General features: G+C 57.6%; 18 protein-coding genes and 2 tRNA genes. 12 read left to right on the top strand and 8 right to left on the bottom strand.

All coding sequences use genetic code 11. From position 1 onward, the window contains the following. Positions 1-66 precede the first annotated feature (66 nt). Complete coding sequence (locus H586_RS0104880; protein WP_011367301.1) at positions 67-564, bottom strand: rubrerythrin family protein; 498 nt, start codon at positions 562-564, stop codon at positions 67-69. 290 nt (positions 565-854) lie between these two features. Beyond that, positions 855-3,272, bottom strand: coding sequence for a type IA DNA topoisomerase (locus tag H586_RS0104890; protein WP_027181485.1), 2,418 nt, complete (start codon positions 3,270-3,272; stop codon positions 855-857). Between the two features lie 127 nt (positions 3,273-3,399). On the opposite strand from H586_RS0104890, the gene H586_RS0104895 reads away from it, so the two are divergent. From H586_RS0104895 to H586_RS0104910, 3 genes are all read left to right on the top strand, one after another. Next, on the top strand, positions 3,400-4,026 hold the full coding sequence (locus H586_RS0104895) for a YigZ family protein (RefSeq protein ID WP_011367299.1): 627 nt from the start codon (positions 3,400-3,402) through the stop codon (positions 4,024-4,026). A gap of 271 nt (positions 4,027-4,297) precedes the next feature. Then, positions 4,298-5,770, top strand: coding sequence for a UTP--glucose-1-phosphate uridylyltransferase (locus H586_RS0104905; RefSeq protein WP_011367298.1), 1,473 nt, complete (start codon positions 4,298-4,300; stop codon positions 5,768-5,770). A 196-nt stretch (positions 5,771-5,966) separates the two neighbouring features. Continuing rightward, positions 5,967-6,389 (top strand): hypothetical protein, encoded by a 423-nt coding sequence (locus tag H586_RS0104910; protein WP_011367297.1) that lies wholly within the window; start codon positions 5,967-5,969, stop codon positions 6,387-6,389. 120 nt (positions 6,390-6,509) lie between these two features. Here H586_RS0104910 and H586_RS0104915 read toward each other — a convergent pair whose 3' ends face one another. Continuing rightward, positions 6,510-9,116, bottom strand: coding sequence for a heavy metal translocating P-type ATPase (locus H586_RS0104915; protein WP_027181487.1), 2,607 nt, complete (start codon positions 9,114-9,116; stop codon positions 6,510-6,512). A 141-nt stretch (positions 9,117-9,257) separates the two neighbouring features. Between H586_RS0104915 and H586_RS0104920 the strand changes: the two genes are divergently transcribed. Then, on the top strand, positions 9,258-9,464 hold the full coding sequence (locus H586_RS0104920; protein ID WP_011367295.1) for a cation transporter: 207 nt from the start codon (positions 9,258-9,260) through the stop codon (positions 9,462-9,464). 114 nt (positions 9,465-9,578) lie between these two features. Here the strand turns inward: H586_RS0104920 and H586_RS0104925 are convergent, their stop codons facing one another. The 3 genes from H586_RS0104925 to H586_RS0104935 form a co-directional block, all read right to left on the bottom strand. After that, positions 9,579-10,232: a peroxiredoxin-like family protein gene (locus H586_RS0104925; RefSeq protein ID WP_162147951.1), complete on the bottom strand. Its 654-nt coding sequence runs from the start codon at positions 10,230-10,232 to the stop codon at positions 9,579-9,581. A 223-nt stretch (positions 10,233-10,455) separates the two neighbouring features. Further along, entirely contained in the window at positions 10,456-11,277 is an 822-nt protein-coding gene (locus H586_RS0104930; protein WP_027181489.1) for an AMIN domain-containing protein, read from the bottom strand. Between the two features lie 26 nt (positions 11,278-11,303). Then, entirely contained in the window at positions 11,304-12,095 is a 792-nt protein-coding gene (locus H586_RS0104935; protein WP_027181490.1) for a tetratricopeptide repeat protein, read from the bottom strand. Between the two features lie 172 nt (positions 12,096-12,267). On the opposite strand from H586_RS0104935, the gene H586_RS0104940 reads away from it, so the two are divergent. The 3 genes from H586_RS0104940 to H586_RS0104950 all read left to right on the top strand — a co-directional run bounded on the left by H586_RS0104940 (position 12,268) and on the right by H586_RS0104950 (position 14,596). Beyond that, positions 12,268-12,621 carry a hydrogenase maturation nickel metallochaperone HypA/HybF gene (locus H586_RS0104940; RefSeq protein WP_011367291.1) on the top strand — a complete coding sequence of 118 codons (354 nt, stop codon included), beginning with the start codon at positions 12,268-12,270 and terminating at the stop codon, positions 12,619-12,621. A 9-nt stretch (positions 12,622-12,630) separates the two neighbouring features. Continuing rightward, complete coding sequence (gene hypB / locus H586_RS0104945; protein WP_011367290.1) at positions 12,631-13,290, top strand: hydrogenase nickel incorporation protein HypB; 660 nt, start codon at positions 12,631-12,633, stop codon at positions 13,288-13,290. A gap of 100 nt (positions 13,291-13,390) precedes the next feature. Then, a complete protein-coding gene (locus H586_RS0104950) occupies positions 13,391-14,596 on the top strand; it encodes an iron-sulfur cluster carrier protein MrpORP (RefSeq protein WP_027181491.1) in 1,206 nt (401 codons plus the stop codon). 175 nt (positions 14,597-14,771) lie between these two features. Here the strand turns inward: H586_RS0104950 and H586_RS0104955 are convergent, their stop codons facing one another. Continuing rightward, positions 14,772-16,016 carry a M24 family metallopeptidase gene (locus tag H586_RS0104955; protein WP_027181492.1) on the bottom strand — a complete coding sequence of 415 codons (1,245 nt, stop codon included), beginning with the start codon at positions 16,014-16,016 and terminating at the stop codon, positions 14,772-14,774. Between the two features lie 226 nt (positions 16,017-16,242). Between H586_RS0104955 and H586_RS0104960 the strand changes: the two genes are divergently transcribed. Genes H586_RS0104960 through H586_RS0104970 form a run of 3 tightly spaced genes read left to right on the top strand, consistent with a single transcriptional unit; the run spans position 16,243 to position 18,046 of the window. Then, the gene (locus tag H586_RS0104960) at positions 16,243-16,653 is read left to right on the top strand and encodes a CoA-binding protein (RefSeq protein WP_011367287.1); all 411 of its coding nucleotides are present in this window, start codon (positions 16,243-16,245) and stop codon (positions 16,651-16,653) included. Between the two features lie 5 nt (positions 16,654-16,658). Further along, complete coding sequence (locus H586_RS0104965; protein ID WP_027181493.1) at positions 16,659-17,165, top strand: YkgJ family cysteine cluster protein; 507 nt, start codon at positions 16,659-16,661, stop codon at positions 17,163-17,165. Positions 17,166-17,215: 50 nt separating this feature from the next. Then, the gene (locus H586_RS0104970) at positions 17,216-18,046 is read left to right on the top strand and encodes a J domain-containing protein (RefSeq protein ID WP_027181494.1); all 831 of its coding nucleotides are present in this window, start codon (positions 17,216-17,218) and stop codon (positions 18,044-18,046) included. A 97-nt stretch (positions 18,047-18,143) separates the two neighbouring features. Here the strand turns inward: H586_RS0104970 and H586_RS0104975 are convergent. Further along, positions 18,144-18,219: transfer RNA gene (locus tag H586_RS0104975), tRNA-Lys, on the bottom strand. Between the two features lie 95 nt (positions 18,220-18,314). Between H586_RS0104975 and H586_RS18200 the strand changes: the two genes are divergently transcribed. Next, on the top strand, positions 18,315-20,222 hold the full coding sequence (locus H586_RS18200) for a protein-disulfide reductase DsbD family protein (protein ID WP_051363866.1): 1,908 nt from the start codon (positions 18,315-18,317) through the stop codon (positions 20,220-20,222). 82 nt (positions 20,223-20,304) lie between these two features. Then, positions 20,305-20,380 (top strand) — tRNA-Lys (locus H586_RS0104985). Positions 20,381-21,625 lie beyond the last annotated feature (1,245 nt).

Here is a 21,625-nt window from a genome sequence, read left to right on the forward strand (position 1 = left end):
AACGGGCCGGAAATATATTTCCGGCCCGCAGGCAACTCAGGCAGGGCAAAAACCCTGTCCCGTAAATTAATCTACCTTGTAGAAAGCCTTGGAGGCGGCGCCGCAGATGGGGCACTTATCGCCGTCAAAAGGACCTTCGTGGGTGTATCCGCACACGGAACAGTTGTAGTAGTCAACTTCTTCGGGGCTTTCCAGCGCTGCAAGCATCTTCTTGTACAGATTGGCGTGCACTTCTTCCGCCTTGTTGGCAAACCCGAAATACCGTGCTGCAACCTTTTCGCCCTCGGCTTCGGCTTCTTCAATCATCACGGGGTACATCTTTTCAAATTCATAGGTCTCGCCTTCAATGGCGGCCTTCAGGTTTTCGGCTGTGGTGCCTATTTTACCGGCATTGCGCAGATGACCGTGAGCATGAATGGTCTCGGCATCGGCGGCAGCGCGGAACAGTCTGGCAACCTGATGGTGGCCTTCCTTTTCTGCCTGCTTGGCAAAGGCAAGGTACTTGCGGTTGGCCTGAGATTCACCGGCAAAAGCAGCCATCAGATTTTCCATGGTCTTGGACATTTCAATGCTCCTGTATGTTTTGTTTTCAGTTATATTCTGCGGAAGCACTCCGCTCTCAATCAGTAACGATTCCTATTAAACAAACTTTTTTCTCTTTGTAAACCCTTTTCTGCAATTTTTTTTTTTGCCCGGAGGAAAAAAGCACCGCCACACTTAACATCTCGGCATCAAAAAGCAACAGGAACAAAAAACAGACCGGAAAAAGCGGAGCAAGTCTGCTTTTTCCGGTCGAGCCATACAGGTCAGCCTGAGCTGCGCAAAAACGGGCAGGCATCAAGCACGCAGGTCAATCAGGGCATTTCCGGCGGAAACGGATTTTCATCCGCGAAAAAAGGATTTTCGGCAGGGTCGTGCATGTCCACACCGGCAGACGGTGCAGCGCCGCCGGACGCACGGGCATGTTTTTCCGGCAGGTCGGGGCGCACTCTTCCCTGCTCCAGTCTGAGCCGTGCCGAAAAAGTATTGCCGCCGCGGGAAGTAAGCTGCAGTTCCTGACTGGTGAAGCCCGTCTCCAGCAGCTCGCGTACCATACCCGCATCAATCTGCGTACCCATAAATGTCCGCCAGATCATAAAGGGACACCCGCCGTCAGCGCGTTTCCAGCGGCTGCACCCGAAGCCTTTGTCCCGCTCTTCCACTTCTGCCCCGCACAACGGGCATTTACCGTCCAGCTCGCGCGAGGCCAGACGCGCAGCGGTTTCTACCAGTATGTTTTTGACATTGCGGGGCTTTATGCTTTCAACACTCTGCGCCAGCATGGTTCTGATTTCCTGCATGAACAAAGGGTATGTATTATTTCCCGCTTCGATATCTTTGAGCTTTTTTTCCCAGAGACCGGTCAGTTCCGCCGAGGCCATATCAGGCAGCATGGAAGAGACCAGCGCCGCGGCCTGCATGCCGGAATCGGTGGCAATCAGCCTTTTGCCTTTCTTTTCCACATATCCCCGCGCCAGCAGGGTTTCAATAATCTGTGCCCTTGTGGCCGGAGTGCCCAGCCCGCGCTCCTTCATGGCATTGCGCAGCTCTTCGTCATCCACCAGCCGCCCCGCGGTTTCCATGGCGGCAAGCAGCGAAGCATCGGTAAAATGCGCCGGAGCTTTTGTCTGCCGTCTGACAGCCGAAACTTCATGCACATGCAGCCGTGTCCCCTTGCGCAGTGCGGGCAACGGGTTGTCCTCGGCCGTGCGCCACGGTTCCACAGCCAGCCAGCCGATATCCTTGAATACTTTTCCCCGCGCTACAAAAACATCTTCACCGGAGAGCACCCGTACCGTGGATGACATGAAACTGGCCGGAGCGCTGAACGCGGCCACAAAACGGCGGCAGACCATGTCGTAAACATTACGTTCTTCGGCAGAAAGCGCATCAGGCCTGCCTTTGGCAGCGGTGGGAATGATGGCGTGGTGATCGGTGACTTTTTTGTCATTGACACAGTCAAACTTGCACCCCGCTTTGACACGCTCCACTGCCGGAACCGTCTCCTGCGGGTACAGATGATATACCGCTCTGAAATGCTTTAAAATTTCCTTGAACAAATCACGGGTAAGGTATCGCGAATCAGTTCTGGGATAAGTGATGAGCTTGCGCTGTTCGTACAGAGCCTGCGCTATGGCCAGTGTTTCCTTGGCTGAATAGCCGAAACGCGAGTTCGCTTCGCGCTGCAGGGTAGTCAGGTCGAAGGGGAGCGGAGGTTTCTGAGAACCCTTGCGGTTTTCCGTGGCGTCCACCACGCCTGTACCGCCCTGACAACGACCGATGACTGCTTCGGCATCATCCTGCCGCTCCAGACGTGTTTCCTTGAAGTCCGGCGGCAGGTGCCACACGGCACTGAACACATCATCAGCCGGTGTCTCCGTTCCCGTGCCTCGGGCATCCGCGTTCTCATCCGGCGGGCATGATGCCTGACCGGCAGTTGCCGCAGCGGCCTGCGGGGGGTGTTTTTCCGCTCCTTGCGCGTCCGCCGCCCCGGCAGACAAACACACCGGCGCGGCGGAACCGGCCGCAGCTGCGGCACCACCGGCATTACAGGGTGCGCTGCGGCCGAAACGGGCCTCCACCGTCCAGAAATCAGAAGGAACAAAATGTTCTATTTCCGCACGCCGGTCACAGATAAGCTTGAGCACCGGCGTCTGCACACGACCGACAGAAATAAGTGAACCGGCCTTCAGCGTGAACAGGCGCGAAAGATTCATACCGATAAGCCAGTCCGCCTCGGCCCGTGCAAAGGCCGCAAGCCCCAGATTACGCTTGGCGGCATCCTCCAGCAGGTTGCCCAGACTGCGGCGCAGCCCTTCTTCCGTCATATCGTTGGCCCACATGCGCTGCACAGGCTTTGTGCAGCCGGCGTGCAGCTGGATGCGCCGGAAAATAAGCTCACCCTCCCGTCCGGCGTCGGTGGCGTTAACCACATGCGCCACATCATCGCGATGCATGAGCCGCCGCACGGTTTCATACTGTCTGCGGGCTTCGGGCAGCACGGTCAGTCGAAACTGCCGGGGAATCATGGGCAGCTGTTCCAGCGCCCAGCGTCCGCCCCATGCTTCGTCCTGTTCTTCCGGCTCGGCTATGTTAACCAGATGCCCCACCGCCCAGCTGACGATATGCGTCGGGCCTTCCAGAAAGCCGTCACGTCTGGAAACGGCACCGACCAGCGGTGCAATTTCCCGCGCTACGGATGGTTTTTCTGCAATAATAAGTATTTTAGACATAATATATGATTCCGCCTGACAGGCTCTGAGCCAGTCTGAGCCGCTACCTACCCGCTTGAAAGGCGGGCGTCAAATGACAGCTGGCGCGCATCTTGACCCCGCCGCGCCTGCAGAGTAGGCACAGGCCATGAATCAGCGCTATCCTGTGCCCGCGGTGGCAGTGCATACCGTGCAGGACACCATTAAACGCAGTCTGTTTATTGCCTATCTGGCCCATGCCCCGTGTCCGGATTCGGCCAGAGAGTTCATTGACAGCATCCGCACCCGCCATGCCGATGCCACCCACAACTGCTGGGCTTTCATGTGCGGCGCGCCGGGTGACACCGCCCGCGTGGGCATGAGCGACGACGGAGAACCTCACGGCACTGCAGGACGCCCCATGCTCAATGTGCTGCTGCATGGCGGCGTGGGAGAAATCGCCGTGGTGGTCACGCGGTACTTCGGCGGTACCAAACTGGGCACAGGGGGGCTGGTACGCGCATACGGTGGCATGGTTTCGCTGGGACTGGAAAGCCTGCCCGTGCGTGAAAAAATTTTTCCCGCCCATCTGAATATAATTATGGAATACACTCATGTGACCGTTTTTAAACGGTTGATTGAAGAACACGAGGCCGTAGTGACGCACGAAGAATACGCCGCTGATGCAGGTTTTACCATAACCCTGCCGCAGGAGAACGTAGCCGCTCTGCGACAGGCACTGACAGAGCTCACCAACGGCACAGTGCTTATAGAAAAAGCCGGAGAGCCGGCCTGATACACATCCGGCACCCGCACACCCCGCCTGCATGCTCCGCCTTTACCGTCCGTTGGTCTGCCGCACCGCAAGCCCTGCACGGACTTTGCCATAAATCACGAAATAGTATAGACAGTTGAACACCAAATTTCCCGATGCTGCGGGGCATGCCCGCACATCTGGACCGCGGACAAATTTATACTGGCAATATACCACAGTTATCGTAATATACAGGTTCGTTTTTCCGGTTTTCCGCATCACAACCGCAACCCACACGGAGCCTGTGACACCCATGCGGGTTTTTCCATCCGGTACCATGACAGAACAACAGACACCTGCTGCAGACGACAGCCCCCGCGCCGGTAACGGCCAGACGGCTTTTGCCCCTTTTGCCCGCAAAATGCGGCTGCATGGCCTATCCGAAGGGCTGATACGCCTTTTTAACAGTTACTACGACGAAATCGTGGCCCGCCACACCGGCTATCTGCACGAAGCGGAACTGCTGCCTGTCTCCGCTGCCGACCTGCCTCATGTCGATTCGCTGGAGTCCTTCCGCGAAGCAGGCAGACAGGCGGCGCGTCAGGCTGTGGTTATCAAGCTGAACGGCGGACTGGGTACCAGCATGGGCATGACCCATGCAAAATCGCTTATACCCGTTTTCGGCGAGATGCGCTTTCTGGATATTATTATGCAGCAGGCCCTGCTGCAGCAAAAAGAGTGCGGCGGCCCGCTGCCGCTTGCTCTCATGAACAGCTTCAGCACGCACGAAGAAACTCTGCAGGCACTTGCCGACATACGCGAAGAAGACTGCCGCCAGTGCACACCGGTATGCTTTGTGCAGCACAAATTTCCCAAGGTTTCACGCCGTACGCTGCAGCCTGTGTCGTACCCGCAAAGTCCGGACATGGAATGGAACCCGCCCGGACACGGCGACCTGTATGCTTCGCTGGTCACTTCAGGCGTGCTGGACGATCTGCTCTCCCACGGGCGCCGCTATGCCTTTGTCTCCAACTCCGACAATCTGGGTGCCGTGCTGGATATGCGTATTCTCGGATACATGGCCGGCAACGAGTTGCCCTTTATCATGGAGGTGGCTCCGCGCACAGCTTCTGACAAAAAGGGCGGTCATCTGGCGCAACACCGCGACGGCGGTCTGATACTGCGCGAACTGGCGCAGTGCCCCCCCGATGAAACCGACGCCTTTCAGGATATCCGCCGTTACGGACTTTTCAATACCAACAACCTGTGGGTCGACCTGCACGCGCTTAAAAAACGCATTGAAAAAGAGGGACTCCTGCGTCTGCCGGTCATCCTCAATCCCAAAACGGTGAACCCGCGGGACAAAAGCTCGGAACCGGTCTGGCAGGTGGAAACAGCCATGGGAGCGGGTATTTCCATGTTTACCGGTGCGCAGGCCGTAGTGGTCAACCGTGACAGATTCATCCCCGTCAAAAAATGTTCCGACCTGCTGGCCGTCATGTCCGACTGCTTCGCGCTGAATCAGGGCACGGTGAGCTTCAGTCCGGAATGCCGCTACCCCACCCCGCAGGTCACTCTGGACGACAGGTACTACGACCATTACGACAAACTGCTGCAGCGCATTCCATATGGTCCGCCTTCGCTGAAAGAGTGCAGCAGTCTGACCATAAAAGGCGATGTGACCTTTGGCAGAAACGTGGTTATCCGCGGCGACACAACCATCACAACCGGCGGAACCGCACATATTCCGGACAATACGGAACTTGAAGGCGAAGTAATACTGTAGTTTTTCACGCGTTCGCATCCATACAAAACACAGAGTTCAGGGCAACGGTCTGCAGCCGTTGCCTTTTTCAGTGTTCCGCAAAGCTCTAGAAAATGTCTTGAACTCTGGCTCCGGGCAAGGTATGTTTTCCGATATTGTCCTAAAATCCGGAACGCCCCACCGGACAAGCGTTTGCGCACAGCGCAGGGGGAAAGCCATGCCGCAGGTAGCCGCCAGAATTTCCGGCGATCAGGAAAAGTGGCTCAAAGATTATTTCCGCACCAAAAGTGCGGGAGCCGAATTCATTCTGCCGTGGGCAGTGGATACCTTTTTCCGCGCCATATCCAGCATCAAGGATCAATTTACCGCTCCTGAGCTGAAAACCATAGTCGAAGCGCATAAAGACATCAGGCTCATGCCGGAACAGACGCGGCTTGATTATCTGCTGTTGCGCGTGCAGGACGCCTGCGAACTGAACCTGCTGCACACCAGACACGGAGCGGGCAAAGCATCGCTGGAAGCCAAACTGCGCCGCCTGGACGATACGCAGGCCGCCGCGCTTTCCGTATGGGCTGCCGCTTTCTGGGTAAGCAAGAACTGCACAGCAGAAAATCTGGACGCATACATAAGAAACTACTGACCCGCCCTGTACAGTCCGCTGCGAACCTTACAGCCCCGCACAATCATCCCCGCCGGCAATAAAAAAGGCGGGCTGTCACGCCCGCCGTCATACAAGATTACAGCAGCTCTGCACGCATGCCTATGAGGGCCTGAAAAATCGCAGCCTCAGCGCATTGCTGACTACGGACACGGAACTCATGGCCATGGCAGCGCCGGCTATCATGGGCGAAAGCGTGGGGCCGCCGAAAAGCGCATGCAAAAGCCCCATGGCCACCGGAATCCCGAGCACGTTATAGCCGAATGCCCAGAAAAGGTTCTGCTTGATGTTGCGCACCGTGGCACGCGAAAGCGCCAGCGCAGTCAGCACACCGTGCAGGTCTCCTTTCATCAGCACCACGTCGCCGGCCTCCACGGCCACATCGATGCCCGTTCCCATGGCTATGCCCACATCGGCGCGCGCCAGTGCGGGAGCATCGTTGATACCGTCTCCCACCATGGCCACTCTGTAGCCGCGCTCCTGCAGCGCCGCCACTTTGGCATCCTTTTCATCGGGCATCACTTCGGCCACCACGTCATCTATACCGGCACGCTCCGCCACGGCCCGCGCCGTGGTGGCGTTGTCACCGGTCAGCATCACCACATGGATGCCCATATCTTTCAGACCGGCAACCACAGCCGGAGCGTTTTCCTTCAACGGATCAGCCACCGTAAGCACCCCGGCCACCTGACCGTCCACCCCCATCAGCAGGGGGGTTCGGCCTTTTTCGGCATGACCCTGCATAAGCCGCCCCACAGCGTCCCAATCGGCCTGCATACCTGCTTCACGCAGAAATGCGGTATTGCCTATATGAATCCTGCGCTCACCTTCCGGTGAAGCGACAGTGCCCGTAACCCCGCGTCCCGGCACGGCAGATACGCCGTCCACCGGCCACAGCGAAAGCTGACGCCTGCGGGCACCTTCCACAATGGCCGCGCCCAGCGGGTGTTCAGAAGCAGATTCGAGAGACGCGGCAAGCCGTACCAGAACATCCGGCTGTGCCGCAGAGCCTACCGGCTCCACATCCTCAAGCACAGGATGCCCTTCCGTCAGGGTTCCGGTTTTATCAAACACAACGGCCTGCACCCTGCCGGCGGCTTCCAGCGCGGTACCGCTTTTGATCAGCACACCCAGCTGCGCTCCGCGTCCCGTGCCCACCATAATGGAAGTGGGAGTGGCCAGTCCCATGGCGCACGGGCAGGCGATAACCAGCACCGCAATGAAAATGCGCAGCGAAAAAGCAAAGCCTTCTCCGCTGAAAGCAAACCAGCTGAGACCGGACACCAGTGCCACAGCCATGACAATGGGAACAAAATACAACGACACTCTGTCTGCCAGACTGGCAATGGGAGCCTTGGATCCCTGCGCGTCCTGCACCAGCCGGATGATACGCGCCAGCACAGTGTCGGCTCCCACGCGTTCCGCGCGCATGGTGAACGAGCCGGTACCGTTAATGGTGCCGCCCGCCACGCTGTCGCCTTCACGCTTGGTCACCGGCATGCTTTCACCCGTCAGCATGGATTCATCAACACTTGAAGTGCCGGAAACCAATATCCCGTCCACGGGAATTCTGTCACCGGGGCGCACCAGCAACCTGTCGCCGCGATGCACTTCTGCCACGGGAACCTCGCGGTGGCCTTCCGGCTCAACCAGCAGAGCCGTATCAGGCGTCAGCTCCATGAGTCCCCGTATGGCCTCGGACGTGCGGGCGCGGGAGCGGACTTCAAAGTATTTGCCAAGCGAAATCAAGGCAATGATCACGGCTGCCGACTCGTAATACAGGTCCATGGCGCGCTGCATCACATCCACGCCCAGCACAATCTCCACGGTGTTCCACAGGCTGTAGGCAAACGCCGCTCCCGTACCCACCGCAATAAGCGAATCCATGTTGGGTCCGCCGTTGATCAGGTTTCTGAAACCCACGCGGTAAAAATTGCGGCCCGACCACATGACAGGCAGCACCAGCATAAGCTGCACAAGGGCAAACGACACCGGCGACCGATGCGGTGAAAGCAACGCGGGCATGGGCAACCCCGCCATTTCTCCCATGGAGATGACAAACAGCGGCAGTGCAAAAAGAAAAGCAGGAACAAGCCTGCGCCGCATTTCGGCAAGACGGGCGTCGCTTTCGGCCTTCTGCTTTTCCCACAGAGCATGTGCATCGTCCGCCGCTTCGGGCGCCATGTACTGCGCGGTGAAACCCAGCGCCCGTATGCGCGCTTCCACAGCGTCAACCAGTGCCCGGTGCGCCGTTCCCGCCATGGGCACCACGGTGGCCGTTTCCGCCGGCAGGCTTACCGTCACCGAAGCAACGCCCTCCATGCCGCCCACAACTTTTTCTATTCTTCCGGAACAGGCGGCACAGGTCATGCCTCCCACAGAAAAGCGCAGCACAGTCTCTTCCAAAGCTTCGTCCCGGGGAGGCATCGCCTCAAAGCCCAGTTTTTTCACTCCGGCAGTAATATCATCAAGCCGGACCACTTCCGGATTCCAGCTCACGTCCATGATTTCAGAAGCAAGGTTGACATTGACGGACTGCACGCCCTGCATGGCGCCGACAACTTTTTCTATCCGTCCGGCGCAGACCGCGCAGGTCATACCCTTGACCGGCATTCTGGCTGTACGGGGCGGCTGTGCACCGTCGTGCGTTACACCTGCCGCGCCGGTTTCGCCCCCGTCCGCGGCTGACAATTGTGAATCGTCTTTCATTTGAGCTCTCCCAGTTGACATCGATTCTCAAAATACCATACTCATTTCAAGGGCGAAAGCAATTCATCAGGTGCAAAAAAAAAGAGTGTCAACTTTTTATACACAACGATTCCGTCGCGGAACAAAACACAGGAGGCAGACATGCCGGACATCACAGTAAAAGGAATGTCGTGCAACCACTGCAAGACATCAGTCACCAATGCACTTTCCGCCATTCAGGGGCTGAAGAACGTGTCCGTTGATCTGGAAAAAGGCAAAGCAACATGGGAAGAGGCAGATCCTTCTGCTCCTGTGGATGTGCAAAAGATTAAAGATGCCATCACCGGCATAGGATTTGAAGCGGAATAGGCCTTTTATGCCCTGCACGGCAGAGCATGACCGCGCCATAAAAAAGACATCGCAATGCGATGTCTTTTTTTATGCAACAAGGCGGCCGGCCACAGTTGCAGCCGGAAGGGATTGTCAGGCCGCGCCCAGAGACCGCAAAACGCCCAGCGTTTCTTCCGGCGGTGTCCGTCTGCTGTAGTCCAGATCAATATGGGCGCAGGCAATACGACCGTCTGTGCCGACCACATACCGCGACGTGACAGGAAGATGCCACCCCGAAGCTCCGTTATATCTGGCCAGGTCAATGCCGAAATGTACAAAAAGATTCTTCACCGCCGGCGGCACCTGATAGGCAAGCCCCATCGCCGAAGCCATGCGGCAGCCCGTATCAGTCAGAACATCAAACCCAAGTGAGCACTCGTACGCCATGGCCCTGTTAAAACGGGGCAACTGAGGGGTAACAGCAATAATGCTGCCACCGGCCTGCCGCACCTGTGCCGCCAGCGCATTAAGTTCCAGCAGTTCCTCGATGCAGTACCTGCACCATTTTCCTCTGAAAAAACTGATCAGCACAGGCCCCTGCAGCAACCTGTCCACAGGATTGATCACGTTGCCCAGCATATCACGCATACTGAACATGGGAGCATATGCCCCCTGCCGTGCCGCTTTTCCCTGCACATCAGCCAGCCGCAGCTGCGTTGCAACGGTATCCATCACCGCAATTATCTCGCGCGGCAACTGACTTTCCAGACGTCTGCTTACCGCATCAAGCCGCTTCTGCAATGCCATACAGCCCCCGATGATTGCGCACATCCGATCCGCAATTGTCCACTAAACGATAACTATTATAAAAATATAATGGCGAATGTTATTTTTGGCAAACATTAAAAACAAAAATACACTGTGTCATAAATGAAACAGCACATTCTCTTGCACACCACAAAACAAGCGTCCTCAGCCTGCAGGCTGAGGACGCTTGAACAGAAAAAACAGTATATAGGCTTTCAGAACATCAATTCATTATGATCACAAGCTCATTACCCTGCATTTTTGCAGTATGCGACACAAGAGGAGCTTTAAGATCAAGAACAAATCTGACGTGATCTTTGTACACGCCGGAGCGGGTGTTTTTCACAAGGCGGTTGGAAGGTGTCTGCGGCGTGCTGACCTTTGTCCACGCCCCCTTCACATCCACAACCAGCCTGTCGGGCTTGCTCAGCGTAAACACCGAATGCTCGAACGGACGCGACCCTCTGACATAAAAAATAAGCTTGCTGCCGTCGAAGCGGAAACCGGATGCCTCCATTGTTACGGCTCCGGTTTTGCGCACGGAGGGTTCTTTTTTAACGACAGGCGCGGCAGCCGCAGGCTGAGTTTTTTCCGCCACGGAAGGTGCGGCAGGCTGAGCCTGTTTCACCGGTTCTTCACTGCCGCCGGACACAGCGGCAACGTCATCCTGTGCGGTGTCTTTCTGCGGCGCCGCGGCGCGCACGGCGTTCAGGTCAACCGCCGGCGGAGCGGGCACGCTCGCATTTTCGCCGCTTCCGGGGGTTGCCGCTCCCGGAGCCACAGGTTCGGGCTGAGGCAGCCCGCCGTCCACGGTTTCGGGCAGATCTTCGGGCACGGCGGCAGGCTTTTGCAGCATGCTGCGCAGATCAACGTTTTCCGGCTGAGTGGCGTTGCCGTCCTGCGGGGCAGGCACAGCCACGGAAGGCACGGTTTCTTCCTGTGCATAGTTGGCCGGCACATCAGGACGCGACATGTAGTTAGCCACGATCAGCACCATGGCGGTAAGCAGCACGCCAAGAATCAGCATGGCAATTACGCGGTTCATGTATTCACTCCGGTGGTCTCATGGCGCTAGCGGCCATGTTTCTCATGGTTAAGAATATACTCTTTGAAGCGCTTCGACGCTTCAAGCTGCGGATTCATCGCAAGCGATGCCTCAAGATGATGCAACGCATCGCGCATGTTTCCCATATCAAAACAGACTCTGGCAATATTGAAATGAATATGGTCGTCGGACGGACTGAGCTGCAATGCCCTTTTGTGGTGCATCAGCGCCACCTCCGGCAGACCGCTTTTGCGCAGACTTATGCCGAAATCGGTAAACATATGCCGGTGTCCGGGCTGATAACGCGCATCCGGCGCGGCCAGACTTTCAAACAGCGCTCTGGCCCTGTCTGTTTCGCCCCTGCGCAGATAGGTAAGGGCAAAGGCAAAGTCGGTGCGGGCGGCATGCTCTGTTTCTTCGGCCTCTTCCAGCGTCAGCTCGTCAAGATCAAGCCGTGCCGGCCGTTCATCCTCCTGACGGTAATCCTCTCCGGCGGCGGCATCTGACGCGTAGAAAGGGTCATCGCCTTCCAGTTCAATTTTCAGCTGACCGCCGGCTGCTGCATCGGGTTCTGCCGGCAACAGGGCCGTCAGCCCCGGTTCGTGCATAAAGCGGCTTTCCAGTTCGGCGCGGGGCACAGGCCGTATGTCACCGCCGGGGTCAAGGCTGCCGGTAAGCGGCTGCACAAGCACCTCTTCACCGTCTTTTGCCCAGACACTCCAGTAACGCTTGCGTGACGAAGGTTTTCCGGGCCTTCCGGCGGAAAAAGGCGCGCTTTCCACAGTTGAATATACACCCAGATACCTGTCTAGCCTCACGGTATGATCCTTGGTATTGCAAATTAAGCTGATATGCGCGGCCATACGGCCGGACAGCGGCCCGCCGCATCCCGCACGCAGCCACAGCATACACGCAACGCGGCATGCCATGCAAACCCTGAATATCACAACAGCACTTTACGCCGTGTTTCTTTTGATTTACCTATCATTCATGCATGAAATGTCCATCGCCGCAAGCCTGATAGATATCGTCAAGGAAGAAATGGCCAAGCACGGAGCCACCCGCCTGCTGATGGTGCGGGTACGCTACGGCAGGCTGACCAACATCGTTCCCGAAGCCCTGCAGATGGGCTTTGAAGCCACCTGCCTTGAGGCAGGCATCAAAGATGCCAGACTGGAACTGGAAGAGGTTCCCCTGACGGTTGCCTGCGGCGGGTGCGGTGAAACTTTCACCCCCGAACATGAGGACATACTGTACATGCCCTGCCCCCGCTGCGGGCGCGAGTTTGCCCACGAGGTGCTGACAGGGCGCGAGCTTTTTGTCGATCACATCGAAGCAGAATAAGGAAGCGCCATGGAAATTCCCGTTATCCGCAACGTTCTGGAAGCCAACGAACAGACCGCGGCACAGCTGCGCAAACTGTTTGCTCAAAGCGATCTGCTGGTTCTGAACCTTATCAGTTCACCCGGCGCGGGCAAAACCAGCCTGCTGGAACGCACTCTTACCGATCTGAAGGACGAATTCGTCATGGCCGTGGTGGAGGGCGACCTGCAGACATCCAACGATGCGCGGCGCGTTGCGGCCACCGGAGCAAAGGCAGTACAGATAAACACCGACGGCGGCTGCCATCTGAACAGCGCCATGGTGCTGGATGCCGTACAGCATTTCGACCTGAAAGCAACGGATATCCTGTTCATCGAAAACGTGGGAAATCTGGTATGTCCCGTGGAATTTGACTGCGGCGAAGATTTTAAAATCGCCCTGCTCAGCGTGACGGAAGGTGACGACAAGCCGGAAAAATACCCTCTGCTGTTCAACCTTTCCGCAGCCATGGTGCTGAATAAAACCGACCTGCTGCCTTATGTCGATTTTGACGTGGAACGTGCACGCCGGTTTGCCACTCACCTTAATAAGGACCTTGCTTTCCTGCCTGTTTCATGCCGCTCCGGCGAAGGGCTGCAAGCATGGTACGACTGGATACGCACAGCCGTAACCGCCAAGCGCGCGGCCTGATTTTCCGTATATGCACCGGCCCGCAACGCACCGCGCTGCGGGCTTTTTTTCGGGCAGCACATCCCGCCGCGCCACAACTTTTTTCAGGAAGCATAAAGCCATGAGTAATACCGGCTGCGGGCAGACCGCAGGAGCACAGGCACAGGGTCTGCAGGAACTGAACCCCGAAGAAATGCGCCTGCAGCGTACATTGAAACGCATCCGCCACAAAGTCGTGGTCATGTCGGGCAAGGGCGGCGTGGGCAAGTCCACATTTGCCGTCAATCTGGCGGCAGGGCTTGCGCTGGCGGGCAAACGCGTGGGCCTTATAGACGTCGATGTCCACGGTCCCAGCGTGCCCCGCCTGCTCGGCCTGCACAATGCCCGTGTCACCATTGAAAACGACTATATCGAGCCTGTCCGCTGGAGTGCCGGTCTTTCCGTCATGTCGCTGGGCTTTCTGCTGCCCGACATGGATCAGGCCGTTGTCTGGCGCGGCCCCGTAAAAATGGGATTTATCAGGCAACTGCTGGCCGACGTGGTGTGGGGCGACCTTGACTATCTGATCGCCGACTGCCCCCCCGGCACCGGAGATGAACCGCTTTCGGTGCTGCAACTGCTCGGTGCCGACGCCCAGGGCCTTATTGTCACCACGCCGCAGGCTGTCGCCGTTGACGACGTACGCCGCTCCATATCGTTCTGCCGGGATCTGGGCAATCCAGTACTGGGACTGGTAGAAAACATGAGCGGCATAGCCTGCCCGCAGTGCGGCCATCTGGAGGCGCTGTTCGGCAAAGGCGGAGGAAAAGATCTGGCAGAAGAAACAGGCGTGCCTTTTCTTGGCGCCGTCCCGCTGGACCCTCAGGTTGTGCGGTCCGGTGACAAGGGGCTGGTGTTTGTGCAGGCCCGCCCTGAAGCAGCAGCGGCGCAGGCTGTCATGCGTGTGGTGCAGACAGTGCTTGCCCTTTCGGAAAACGACAGGCCGCAGGCACCATCACTGCACGGGCCGGTTACCGTGGCTGTCACTGCCGCCGGAGGCACGCTGTGCCGCCACGCCGGTTACTGCGAAGAAATTATTCTGGCGCAGGCTGACGGTAAAAGCAGGCAGGTGCAAGAGGTACGCACCGTTCCTGCACCCGCAGACTCGACCACTTTGCCGGAGTGGCTCGCCGGGCAGGGAGTCAACGTGCTCATCACCGGCGGGCTTTCCGCCGAGATGGAAAACCGCCTGCGCCGCGAAGGCATCACATGTGTTACGGGTGCTCCCGACTGCCCGCCGCAGGAGGCAGTCAGCGCATGGCTTGAAGGCCGGCTGACAGCGGGCTGACCGTTCGGCCACCGTTCGGCACCGGCCGGAGCATGCGCGGCAGCAGCGCAGCACCAGACGGACACGCCGCTACCCGTCACAGCCAGTTCACAGCCCCTTCCGCTAATAAGCAAAAGCAACCCGCTACGCCCGCAGCACCGGTTACACGCACTCCGGAGCCTGACCGCGCCGCAGGCTACTCCACGCACACAATACCGAAATCGTCACCCGTAAGGCACCGGCAGCCGTCTTCCGTCACTTCATACGTGTTTTCAACGCCCACCATGCCGGTTCCCTCAATGCCTATCTTCGGCTCCAGCGCAAAGACCATGCCTTTTTCCACAGGTGCGTCAAAACGGGCGGCAATAACGGGCTGATCATCAATGGCCAGACCGATGCCGTGCCCCAGAAAAGCCACCTTTCTGTCGTCCACGCCCATGAATCCGGCCTCAAATCCCTCGCGCCGCGCAGTCTGCAGTGCCTGTGCGTACAGTTCGGAAGGGACGGCACCGGGTTTCAATGCCTCAGCGGTCTTCTGCTGTATCATCACGCACACATCATGCGCCCGGCGCACGACATCGGGCACGGCAGCAGCTGCACCGGCAAAATATATCTGCGTCTTGTCCGTGTGGTACCCTTCCAGACAAAAACCGATATCACACGAAAGCACCTGCCCTTTCTGCCACACCTTTCCGGCATACCCCATGGCCGGCACTGCCGGATGTTCGCCCACAAGCCCCAGCGGCCCGTTAAAATGGCTGGGATAATTGCCGCTGTCGCCCGCGCAGACATGCCCCAGAAAAATCTCTTCTCCGGCGGCGTTCATGCGCATCATGCCGCAGTGCCCCAGACTGTAAAAAACCTGCCAGCCTGCATGGGCCACCTGACGCTCCGTCATGCCCGCATGCAGCCTGTCGGGCAGCAGATGCCGCAAAGCCTGATGATGCCGCGCCCCTGCCAGCCGCATTTTCTTCAGTTCCCACTCTGTCTTCACGCTGCGGCAGGCGCTCAGACAGCTGTCTGCGGGTGCAAAAGACACCCCGCCCATGCGTTCCTGCAGCATGGTCCCCAGCTGCCACGTCAGCCCGCCCTGTTCCACGGCGGCCACATCGCCCACAGGCACACCGGCATCGGAACAGCGCGGCATCACGTCTGAAAACGAACGGAAGGGCACGATATGCCGCAAAGGACTTTCTGCACGGGCCCGCTGCAGTCCCCTGCGCAGCATAAGCACGGGGTCACCCTGCACGGGCAGCCACAATACGCCGTTGCCCAGCGTTCCGGTCAGGTAATAAATATTGACGCGTGAAAAAACCAGCATGCCCGAAGCCGCAGGCACACGCCGGTGCATGATGCCGCGCAGGCGTTCATGCCGCTGCTGCAGCTCATCTTCCGGCATTCTTTCCGCTGCGGCAAAACGCCCCGCTGAAACTGAAGGCATATCAACTCCTGTAAAGTAAAAGGACAAGGCAGCTCGTATGCGCGCCCGGATATCTCATCTGCTTGTAGAACAACGTCCGCACCGGCGCAACGCTGCACAGCCGGCCTGCACCAAAGCGACAATTGCACTTTACGGCAGGCATGCATATCATATAGGTTCGCTCGTTCCGGCGCGGGCCGCCGTTTTTTTCTGCCAAAATTCCCACACGACCAGCGAGGTGCTAACTATGCTTTTCGACGAGACTCTGCGCGAACTGCTTGCCAAGGCCAGAACCATCGCCATCATAGGCGCCAAAGACAAGCCCGGTCAGGCTGTGGACAACGTGGGACGCTACCTCATCACAGCCGGTTACACGGTTATCCCCGTCCATCCGGTGCGGCGTGAGGTGTGGGGGCTGGTAACGTATCCCTCGGTAACGGACATTCCCGTACCGGTAGACATTGTAAATCTGTTCCGTGCCCCGCAGTACTGCCCCGACCACGCCCGCGAGGTGCTCAGCATGCCGCAGCTGCCCGCTGCTTTCTGGATGCAGCTGGGCATACGCAGCACCGAGGCCGGAGCCATGATGGCCGAAAAACATGTGGCCGTCATCGAGGACAGATGCATCATGGTGGAACATCAACGCGTTATGCGGTAAAGAATATGAGCATAAAAGACGAAGAAGCATTTGACTGCAAAATGTGCGGCCACTGCTGTCTGGGTAAAGGCGGCATAGTGGTTGGCCCCAAAGACCTTGCCCGCATATGCGCGCATCTGGGGCTGACATCGCAAGAGTTTGAGGCCGCCTACGGAGAACGCCGCTGTGGCAAGCTGATGATCCGGACAGACAGCGACAACTACTGTATATTCTTTGAGAAAGACAAGGGATGCTCGGTACATGTGGCCAAACCTGACATCTGCCGCGCATGGCCTTTTTTCCGCGGCAATCTGATAGACAGCAACAGTCTGACCATGGCCAAAGATTTCTGCCCCGGAATCCGCAGCAATGTGACACATGCCGAATTTGCGGCACAGGGGGTGCGGTATCTGCGCGAACAGGGCCTGCTGGCCCGCGACAGAAACGCGGAGGCAAGAGCGCTTATCATTGATGACGACGAAGCCGCCCGGCTGGCGCAGGACTGTCCGCTTACCCCCGCCGGTACCCGATAACCACGGCGACCACTGCAGCAGCGTAGTCGCGACAACCCACAGGTGACAACGTGACCCTGCAGGAATGTTACCGCATTCTCCAGATTCCCGAAGGCTCGGACAACGAAGCTGTCAAAGCGGCGTACCGTCGCCGCGCCTTTGAACTGCATCCCGACCTGCATCCTGACAAACCGGATGCAGGTCGTCAGTTCCGGCGCCTTAACGAGGCTTATGTCATTCTGACCCGCCGCGGGACAGCTGCCGGTAACGGCGGCACCACCTCCGGCGCGGCACCTTCCGGCGGCACTGCTGCGGGCAGGCAGGCACGTGACGACGCATTCAGAGCATACTCCCGCGCCAAGCAGAACTTCCGCTCCGGCACCGGCAAACAGAAAGAGCAGACCACCCGAAAGACCGCAGCAGGACAGGATACAGCCTCCGGCAGCTTCTATTACCGGCAGGAAGATGTTCTGCAGGACATCCTTAAAGATCCTTTCGCCCGACGCGTGTTTGAAGACATTTATGCACAGGTCAGGCGCGAAGGCAGCGCACTGAGCCGCAAAAAACCGCAGAAACGGCGTAAGCTGGCTTTGGAATGGGGAGAATCAAAGCTGAATCTGGACCTGAGTCAGGGGCTGGTTGCAGGTATCAGAGGCTGGATGCGCGGGCAGATGGACGATGAGCAGACCGTTTATCTGCCACCTGCCAATCTGGTGCCGGGCAGCAAAGTGCGGCTGAACATATCTGTCGGGTTCACCGGCGAAAAAAAGACACTGGAAGTAACCCTGCCCCCTGACTTTGTGGTGGGGCGGCCCATCCGCCTGCGGGGTCAGGGTCGCAAAATCGGCGCATGGCGCGGCGATCTGTACATACGCATTCTGGTAAAAACCGGTCCGCAGTAATCATTTTACCGGCTAGCATTCAGATATCATTTGATATCCCTTGCCCGCGGCACAAAAAAAAGGTTACGGAACAAACCGTAACCTTATTTCTTGCGGATGGTGGGCCATCAGGGACTCGAACCCCGAACCAACTGATTAAGAGTCAGCTGCTCTACCAATTGAGCTAATGACCCGCTCTTGCGTCAAGCGCGGAGTGTGATTTAAGTGGATCGAGCCGTGATGTCAAGCGGCTTTTCGTTTCTTCATAAAAAAAGTAGTGTGCCTGTCCATGAAGACACTTCGTATATCTTTTTTCTCTTGTCTTTTCACTTTACTCTGTCTGCTGCCGGCCTTTCTGACCGCCCGGGCCGTTGAGCTGCCTCCTGCTGCATCCTCTGCCGCAGGCACGCCGGACACACCGGATCCGCTGGTAACCGCTAGTCAGGCATTTTCTGTCAGCATAAACGGCCCTGCGCGTCGTGTGGCGGTTATCACCCTGACCCCCGCCGCCGGCTACCATTTTTATGCCCGCGAGGCAGGAGAAGCCGGCAAACCGGTCGCCATCATCGCGCTGGCAGGTGATGAGGAAAGGCCGGTACTATACCCGCAAGGCACCCCGAAACCGGACGCATTTGATCCTTCCCTCACCGTAAACGTGCATGACGGGCCGGCACGTTTTTATGTGCCGCTGCCCGAAGACCCCGCGGTACAGACGCTCTCATGGAGTGTTTCGGCCCTTATGTGCTCGGCTGCGAACTGCTGGCCGGTCTCGCGCGAAGGCACTACGAAACTGGCCGGTCAGCTGCAACGCGCAGAAGCACAGCCGTGGTGGGGCGAATACGCCCGGCTGGAACAGACTTCACGCACCCCTTCAGCCGTCCGGCGCATTGATGCCGGTATGGCGGCTGTAAAACAACACCCCGCTGACGGAAATGAAGTACGGCTCAGCTGGAACTTCACCCCGCGATTTTTCATGGAATCACTGGAAGTGCGCTCCATGGGAAAGGCCCTGCTTTTCGGCCTGATTGCAGGCCTTATACTTAACTTCATGCCGTGCGTGCTGCCTGTGGTCAGTCTCAAGCTGTCCACCCTGCTCACCGCCAGCGGCATTCAGGACCAGAATAAACGCATACACCATTTCAGAATGCATAATATCTGGTTTTCCGCCGGCATCATGTGCTTTTTCCTGTTGCTGGCCGCAGTTCTGGGGCTGGCCGGACTAGCCTGGGGCAGCGCGTTCCAGAGCCAGACTCTTGTTGCCGTTCTTGTGGTTCTGGTGTTTACGCTGGGTCTGAGCATGTTCGGGGTATTTAACCTGCCGGTGCTCGACCTGAAAGCCGTCCCCGCAGAAGCGCAAAGCTCCCCGCGCGGGCAGGCATTTTTTACAGGCATGATGGCTACCCTGCTTGCCACTCCCTGCTCGGGCCCTTTTCTGGGCGGCGTGCTGGGCTGGGCGTTCATGCAGTCTCCGCTGGTGCTGGGGGCCGTATTCGCCAGCGTAGGACTGGGCATGTCTTCACCGTATCTCACCATGGCGGTGTTTCCCGCACTGGTAAAGCACTTTCCCCGACCGGGCAGCTGGATAGGTATACTCGAACGCCTCGTCGGCTTCTTCCTCATGGGAACAACCGTTTACCTGCTGCGTATTCTTCCTGAAACCCTCTGGCCGTCGATGCTGGTATTGCTGTGGATCACCGGCCTTGCCGCGTGGGTGTGGGGTCGTTTTTCCGGGCTTGAAAAATCATTCCGCCAACGCCTCTGTGTGCGAGTGCTGTGTGCAGCAACTGTGATGGCTGCGGCATGGTGGCTCAATCAGCCGCCTGCTCCACACCCGGGGTGGGAACGCTTCGAGGCTGCCCGCTTTGAACAGATGCTTGGCAAGCAGCCTGTCATTGTTGACTTTACCGCCGACTGGTGCCCCAACTGCAAAGTGCTGGAACATACCACGCTACACGCCGAAAACCTGCGTCGCTGGATGACGCAGTACAATGCACGCATCGTGCAGGTCGATCTTACAGAACCGTCTGTTCAGGGTGAATCGCTGCTCAAATCACTGGGCAGCAGTTCCATCCCCGTTGTGGCTCTTTTCCCTGCCGGACAACATTCGGACAAGCCGCTCGTGTTGCGCGATATATTCACAACAGAGCAAATGGAGGAGGCTCTGCAGCAGGCATTCGGCCTGCCTGCGACAGAATAGCCGCACCCCAAAAAAATGGAAAAATAGTGTTGACAACCTGTGGAGTTCTGCATAGTTTGCACTCCGCGCTTGACGCAAGAGCGGGTCATTAGCTCAATTGGTAGAGCAGCTGACTCTTAATCAGTTGGTTCGGGGTTCGAGTCCCTGATGGCCCACCATCCGCTAGTATAAGACTGCAGTTACACTGCAGTCTTTTTTTGTGTACCCGTCACCCGATTTCCCACGCCCCACATCACTTCACCGCTCTTCCGGCTGCCCGCCCTATTTTCATTGTATCCAGACCGTCCGCCAATTCCTTTCAGGTGCAGCGTGCAAAACTAAACGTGCAGAATCAGAGCACATCAGCACCAGCCCCGCAACAACACTCACTCATGTATAATTTCAGTAACAACGCTGCCAGACTCATATAAACAATCTCATCCCACGAAAAAACAACGAAAGAGGGCTCCGGAAAACTCCGGAGCCCTCAGCCCAAAACTATCTGCGCCGCTCTACCGCATGACATCGAAACCGGACATATCTTCGCAGAATCTTTTCAAGCCCCTAATAGCCCGATGCATGCAGTAAAGGTTTGCCGGCCATGAACGGCAACAGAAAGTCCTCGGACAAATACCGTCCGCAAAAAAAGCCAGTGCGGAAAAATACAGAATCAGTACGCTGGCATAGATATCCGCTGAAAGCCAGCCGGTAGCAAATTGTTTCAACGTGGTACGGTTTTAGCCACCAGCATAGACAGTTTGTTTGAGCAGCTAGTCAGCGCTTACAACCACTATCCACAACCACCTGACAAGTGTCAACAGCAGCACAGCAAAAAATACTGTCCACAGTCGCCCAACAACAAGCATTCACCACACATATTCTGTCCGGCCACTGCACAGTATAGTAAAGCTGTAAACCCCGCGAGCCTACAAATCAAGCCTTCTTCATCACGGTAGCCTTACAGGTTTCACCTTGTAACAAATACACCTTCCAGCTTGCCAACACAGAGCATCACCTACTGTGCTTTAAAGGGAATCACTCCTCTTGCCCGCCGGAGGTGTATTTAGGGTTGTTCAGTAACTGCCTCCGGCGGGCAGGGAGATGATCTCCCTGCACCCGCAATGCGCGGGGTCGGCGGGCGGCAGAGAAATGGCTCCGGCGCGGCAGAGCTGTGTTTGCTCTGCAACTTACGTCATGCCTTGCCGAATGCCCATCAACAATCGCCCGATGAGCTGGTCCATAAAGCAGCGTTACATGCAAGGTTCCCGAACGCCCAACGTATGGCGCAGCCGTACGCCCGAAGCAGTCGGGTTGACCGGTGCAGGGCGGGCGCAACGGGGGATGCAAGGGGAATCATTCCCCTTGCCCGCCGGAGGCGTATTTATGGTTGCTTAGTAACTGCCTCCGGCGGGCAGGGAGATGAT

The sequence above is a fragment of the Oleidesulfovibrio alaskensis DSM 16109 genome, from assembly GCF_000482745.1.
In the GTDB taxonomy this organism is placed as follows: Bacteria; Desulfobacterota; Desulfovibrionia; order Desulfovibrionales; family Desulfovibrionaceae; genus Oleidesulfovibrio; species Oleidesulfovibrio alaskensis.

Bases quoted from the DNA above. Each gene is read 5' to 3' on its own strand.
- H586_RS0104880 (WP_011367301.1), bottom strand. From the start codon at position 564: ATGTCCAAGACCATGGAAAATCTGATGGCTGCTTTTGCCGGTGAATCT.
- H586_RS0104890 (WP_027181485.1), bottom strand. From the start codon at position 3,272: ATGTCTAAAATACTTATTATTGCAGAAAAACCATCCGTAGCGCGGGAA.
- H586_RS0104895 (WP_011367299.1), top strand. From the start codon at position 3,400: ATGAATCAGCGCTATCCTGTGCCCGCGGTGGCAGTGCATACCGTGCAG.
- H586_RS0104905 (WP_011367298.1), top strand. From the start codon at position 4,298: ATGCGGGTTTTTCCATCCGGTACCATGACAGAACAACAGACACCTGCT.
- H586_RS0104910 (WP_011367297.1), top strand. From the start codon at position 5,967: ATGCCGCAGGTAGCCGCCAGAATTTCCGGCGATCAGGAAAAGTGGCTC.
- H586_RS0104915 (WP_027181487.1), bottom strand. From the start codon at position 9,116: ATGAAAGACGATTCACAATTGTCAGCCGCGGACGGGGGCGAAACCGGC.
- H586_RS0104920 (WP_011367295.1), top strand. From the start codon at position 9,258: ATGCCGGACATCACAGTAAAAGGAATGTCGTGCAACCACTGCAAGACA.
- H586_RS0104925 (WP_162147951.1), bottom strand. From the start codon at position 10,232: ATGGCATTGCAGAAGCGGCTTGATGCGGTAAGCAGACGTCTGGAAAGT.
- H586_RS0104930 (WP_027181489.1), bottom strand. From the start codon at position 11,277: ATGAACCGCGTAATTGCCATGCTGATTCTTGGCGTGCTGCTTACCGCC.
- H586_RS0104940 (WP_011367291.1), top strand. From the start codon at position 12,268: ATGCATGAAATGTCCATCGCCGCAAGCCTGATAGATATCGTCAAGGAA.
- hypB (WP_011367290.1), top strand. From the start codon at position 12,631: ATGGAAATTCCCGTTATCCGCAACGTTCTGGAAGCCAACGAACAGACC.
- H586_RS0104950 (WP_027181491.1), top strand. From the start codon at position 13,391: ATGAGTAATACCGGCTGCGGGCAGACCGCAGGAGCACAGGCACAGGGT.
- H586_RS0104955 (WP_027181492.1), bottom strand. From the start codon at position 16,016: ATGCCTTCAGTTTCAGCGGGGCGTTTTGCCGCAGCGGAAAGAATGCCG.
- H586_RS0104960 (WP_011367287.1), top strand. From the start codon at position 16,243: ATGCTTTTCGACGAGACTCTGCGCGAACTGCTTGCCAAGGCCAGAACC.
- H586_RS0104965 (WP_027181493.1), top strand. From the start codon at position 16,659: ATGAGCATAAAAGACGAAGAAGCATTTGACTGCAAAATGTGCGGCCAC.
- H586_RS18200 (WP_051363866.1), top strand. From the start codon at position 18,315: ATGAAGACACTTCGTATATCTTTTTTCTCTTGTCTTTTCACTTTACTC.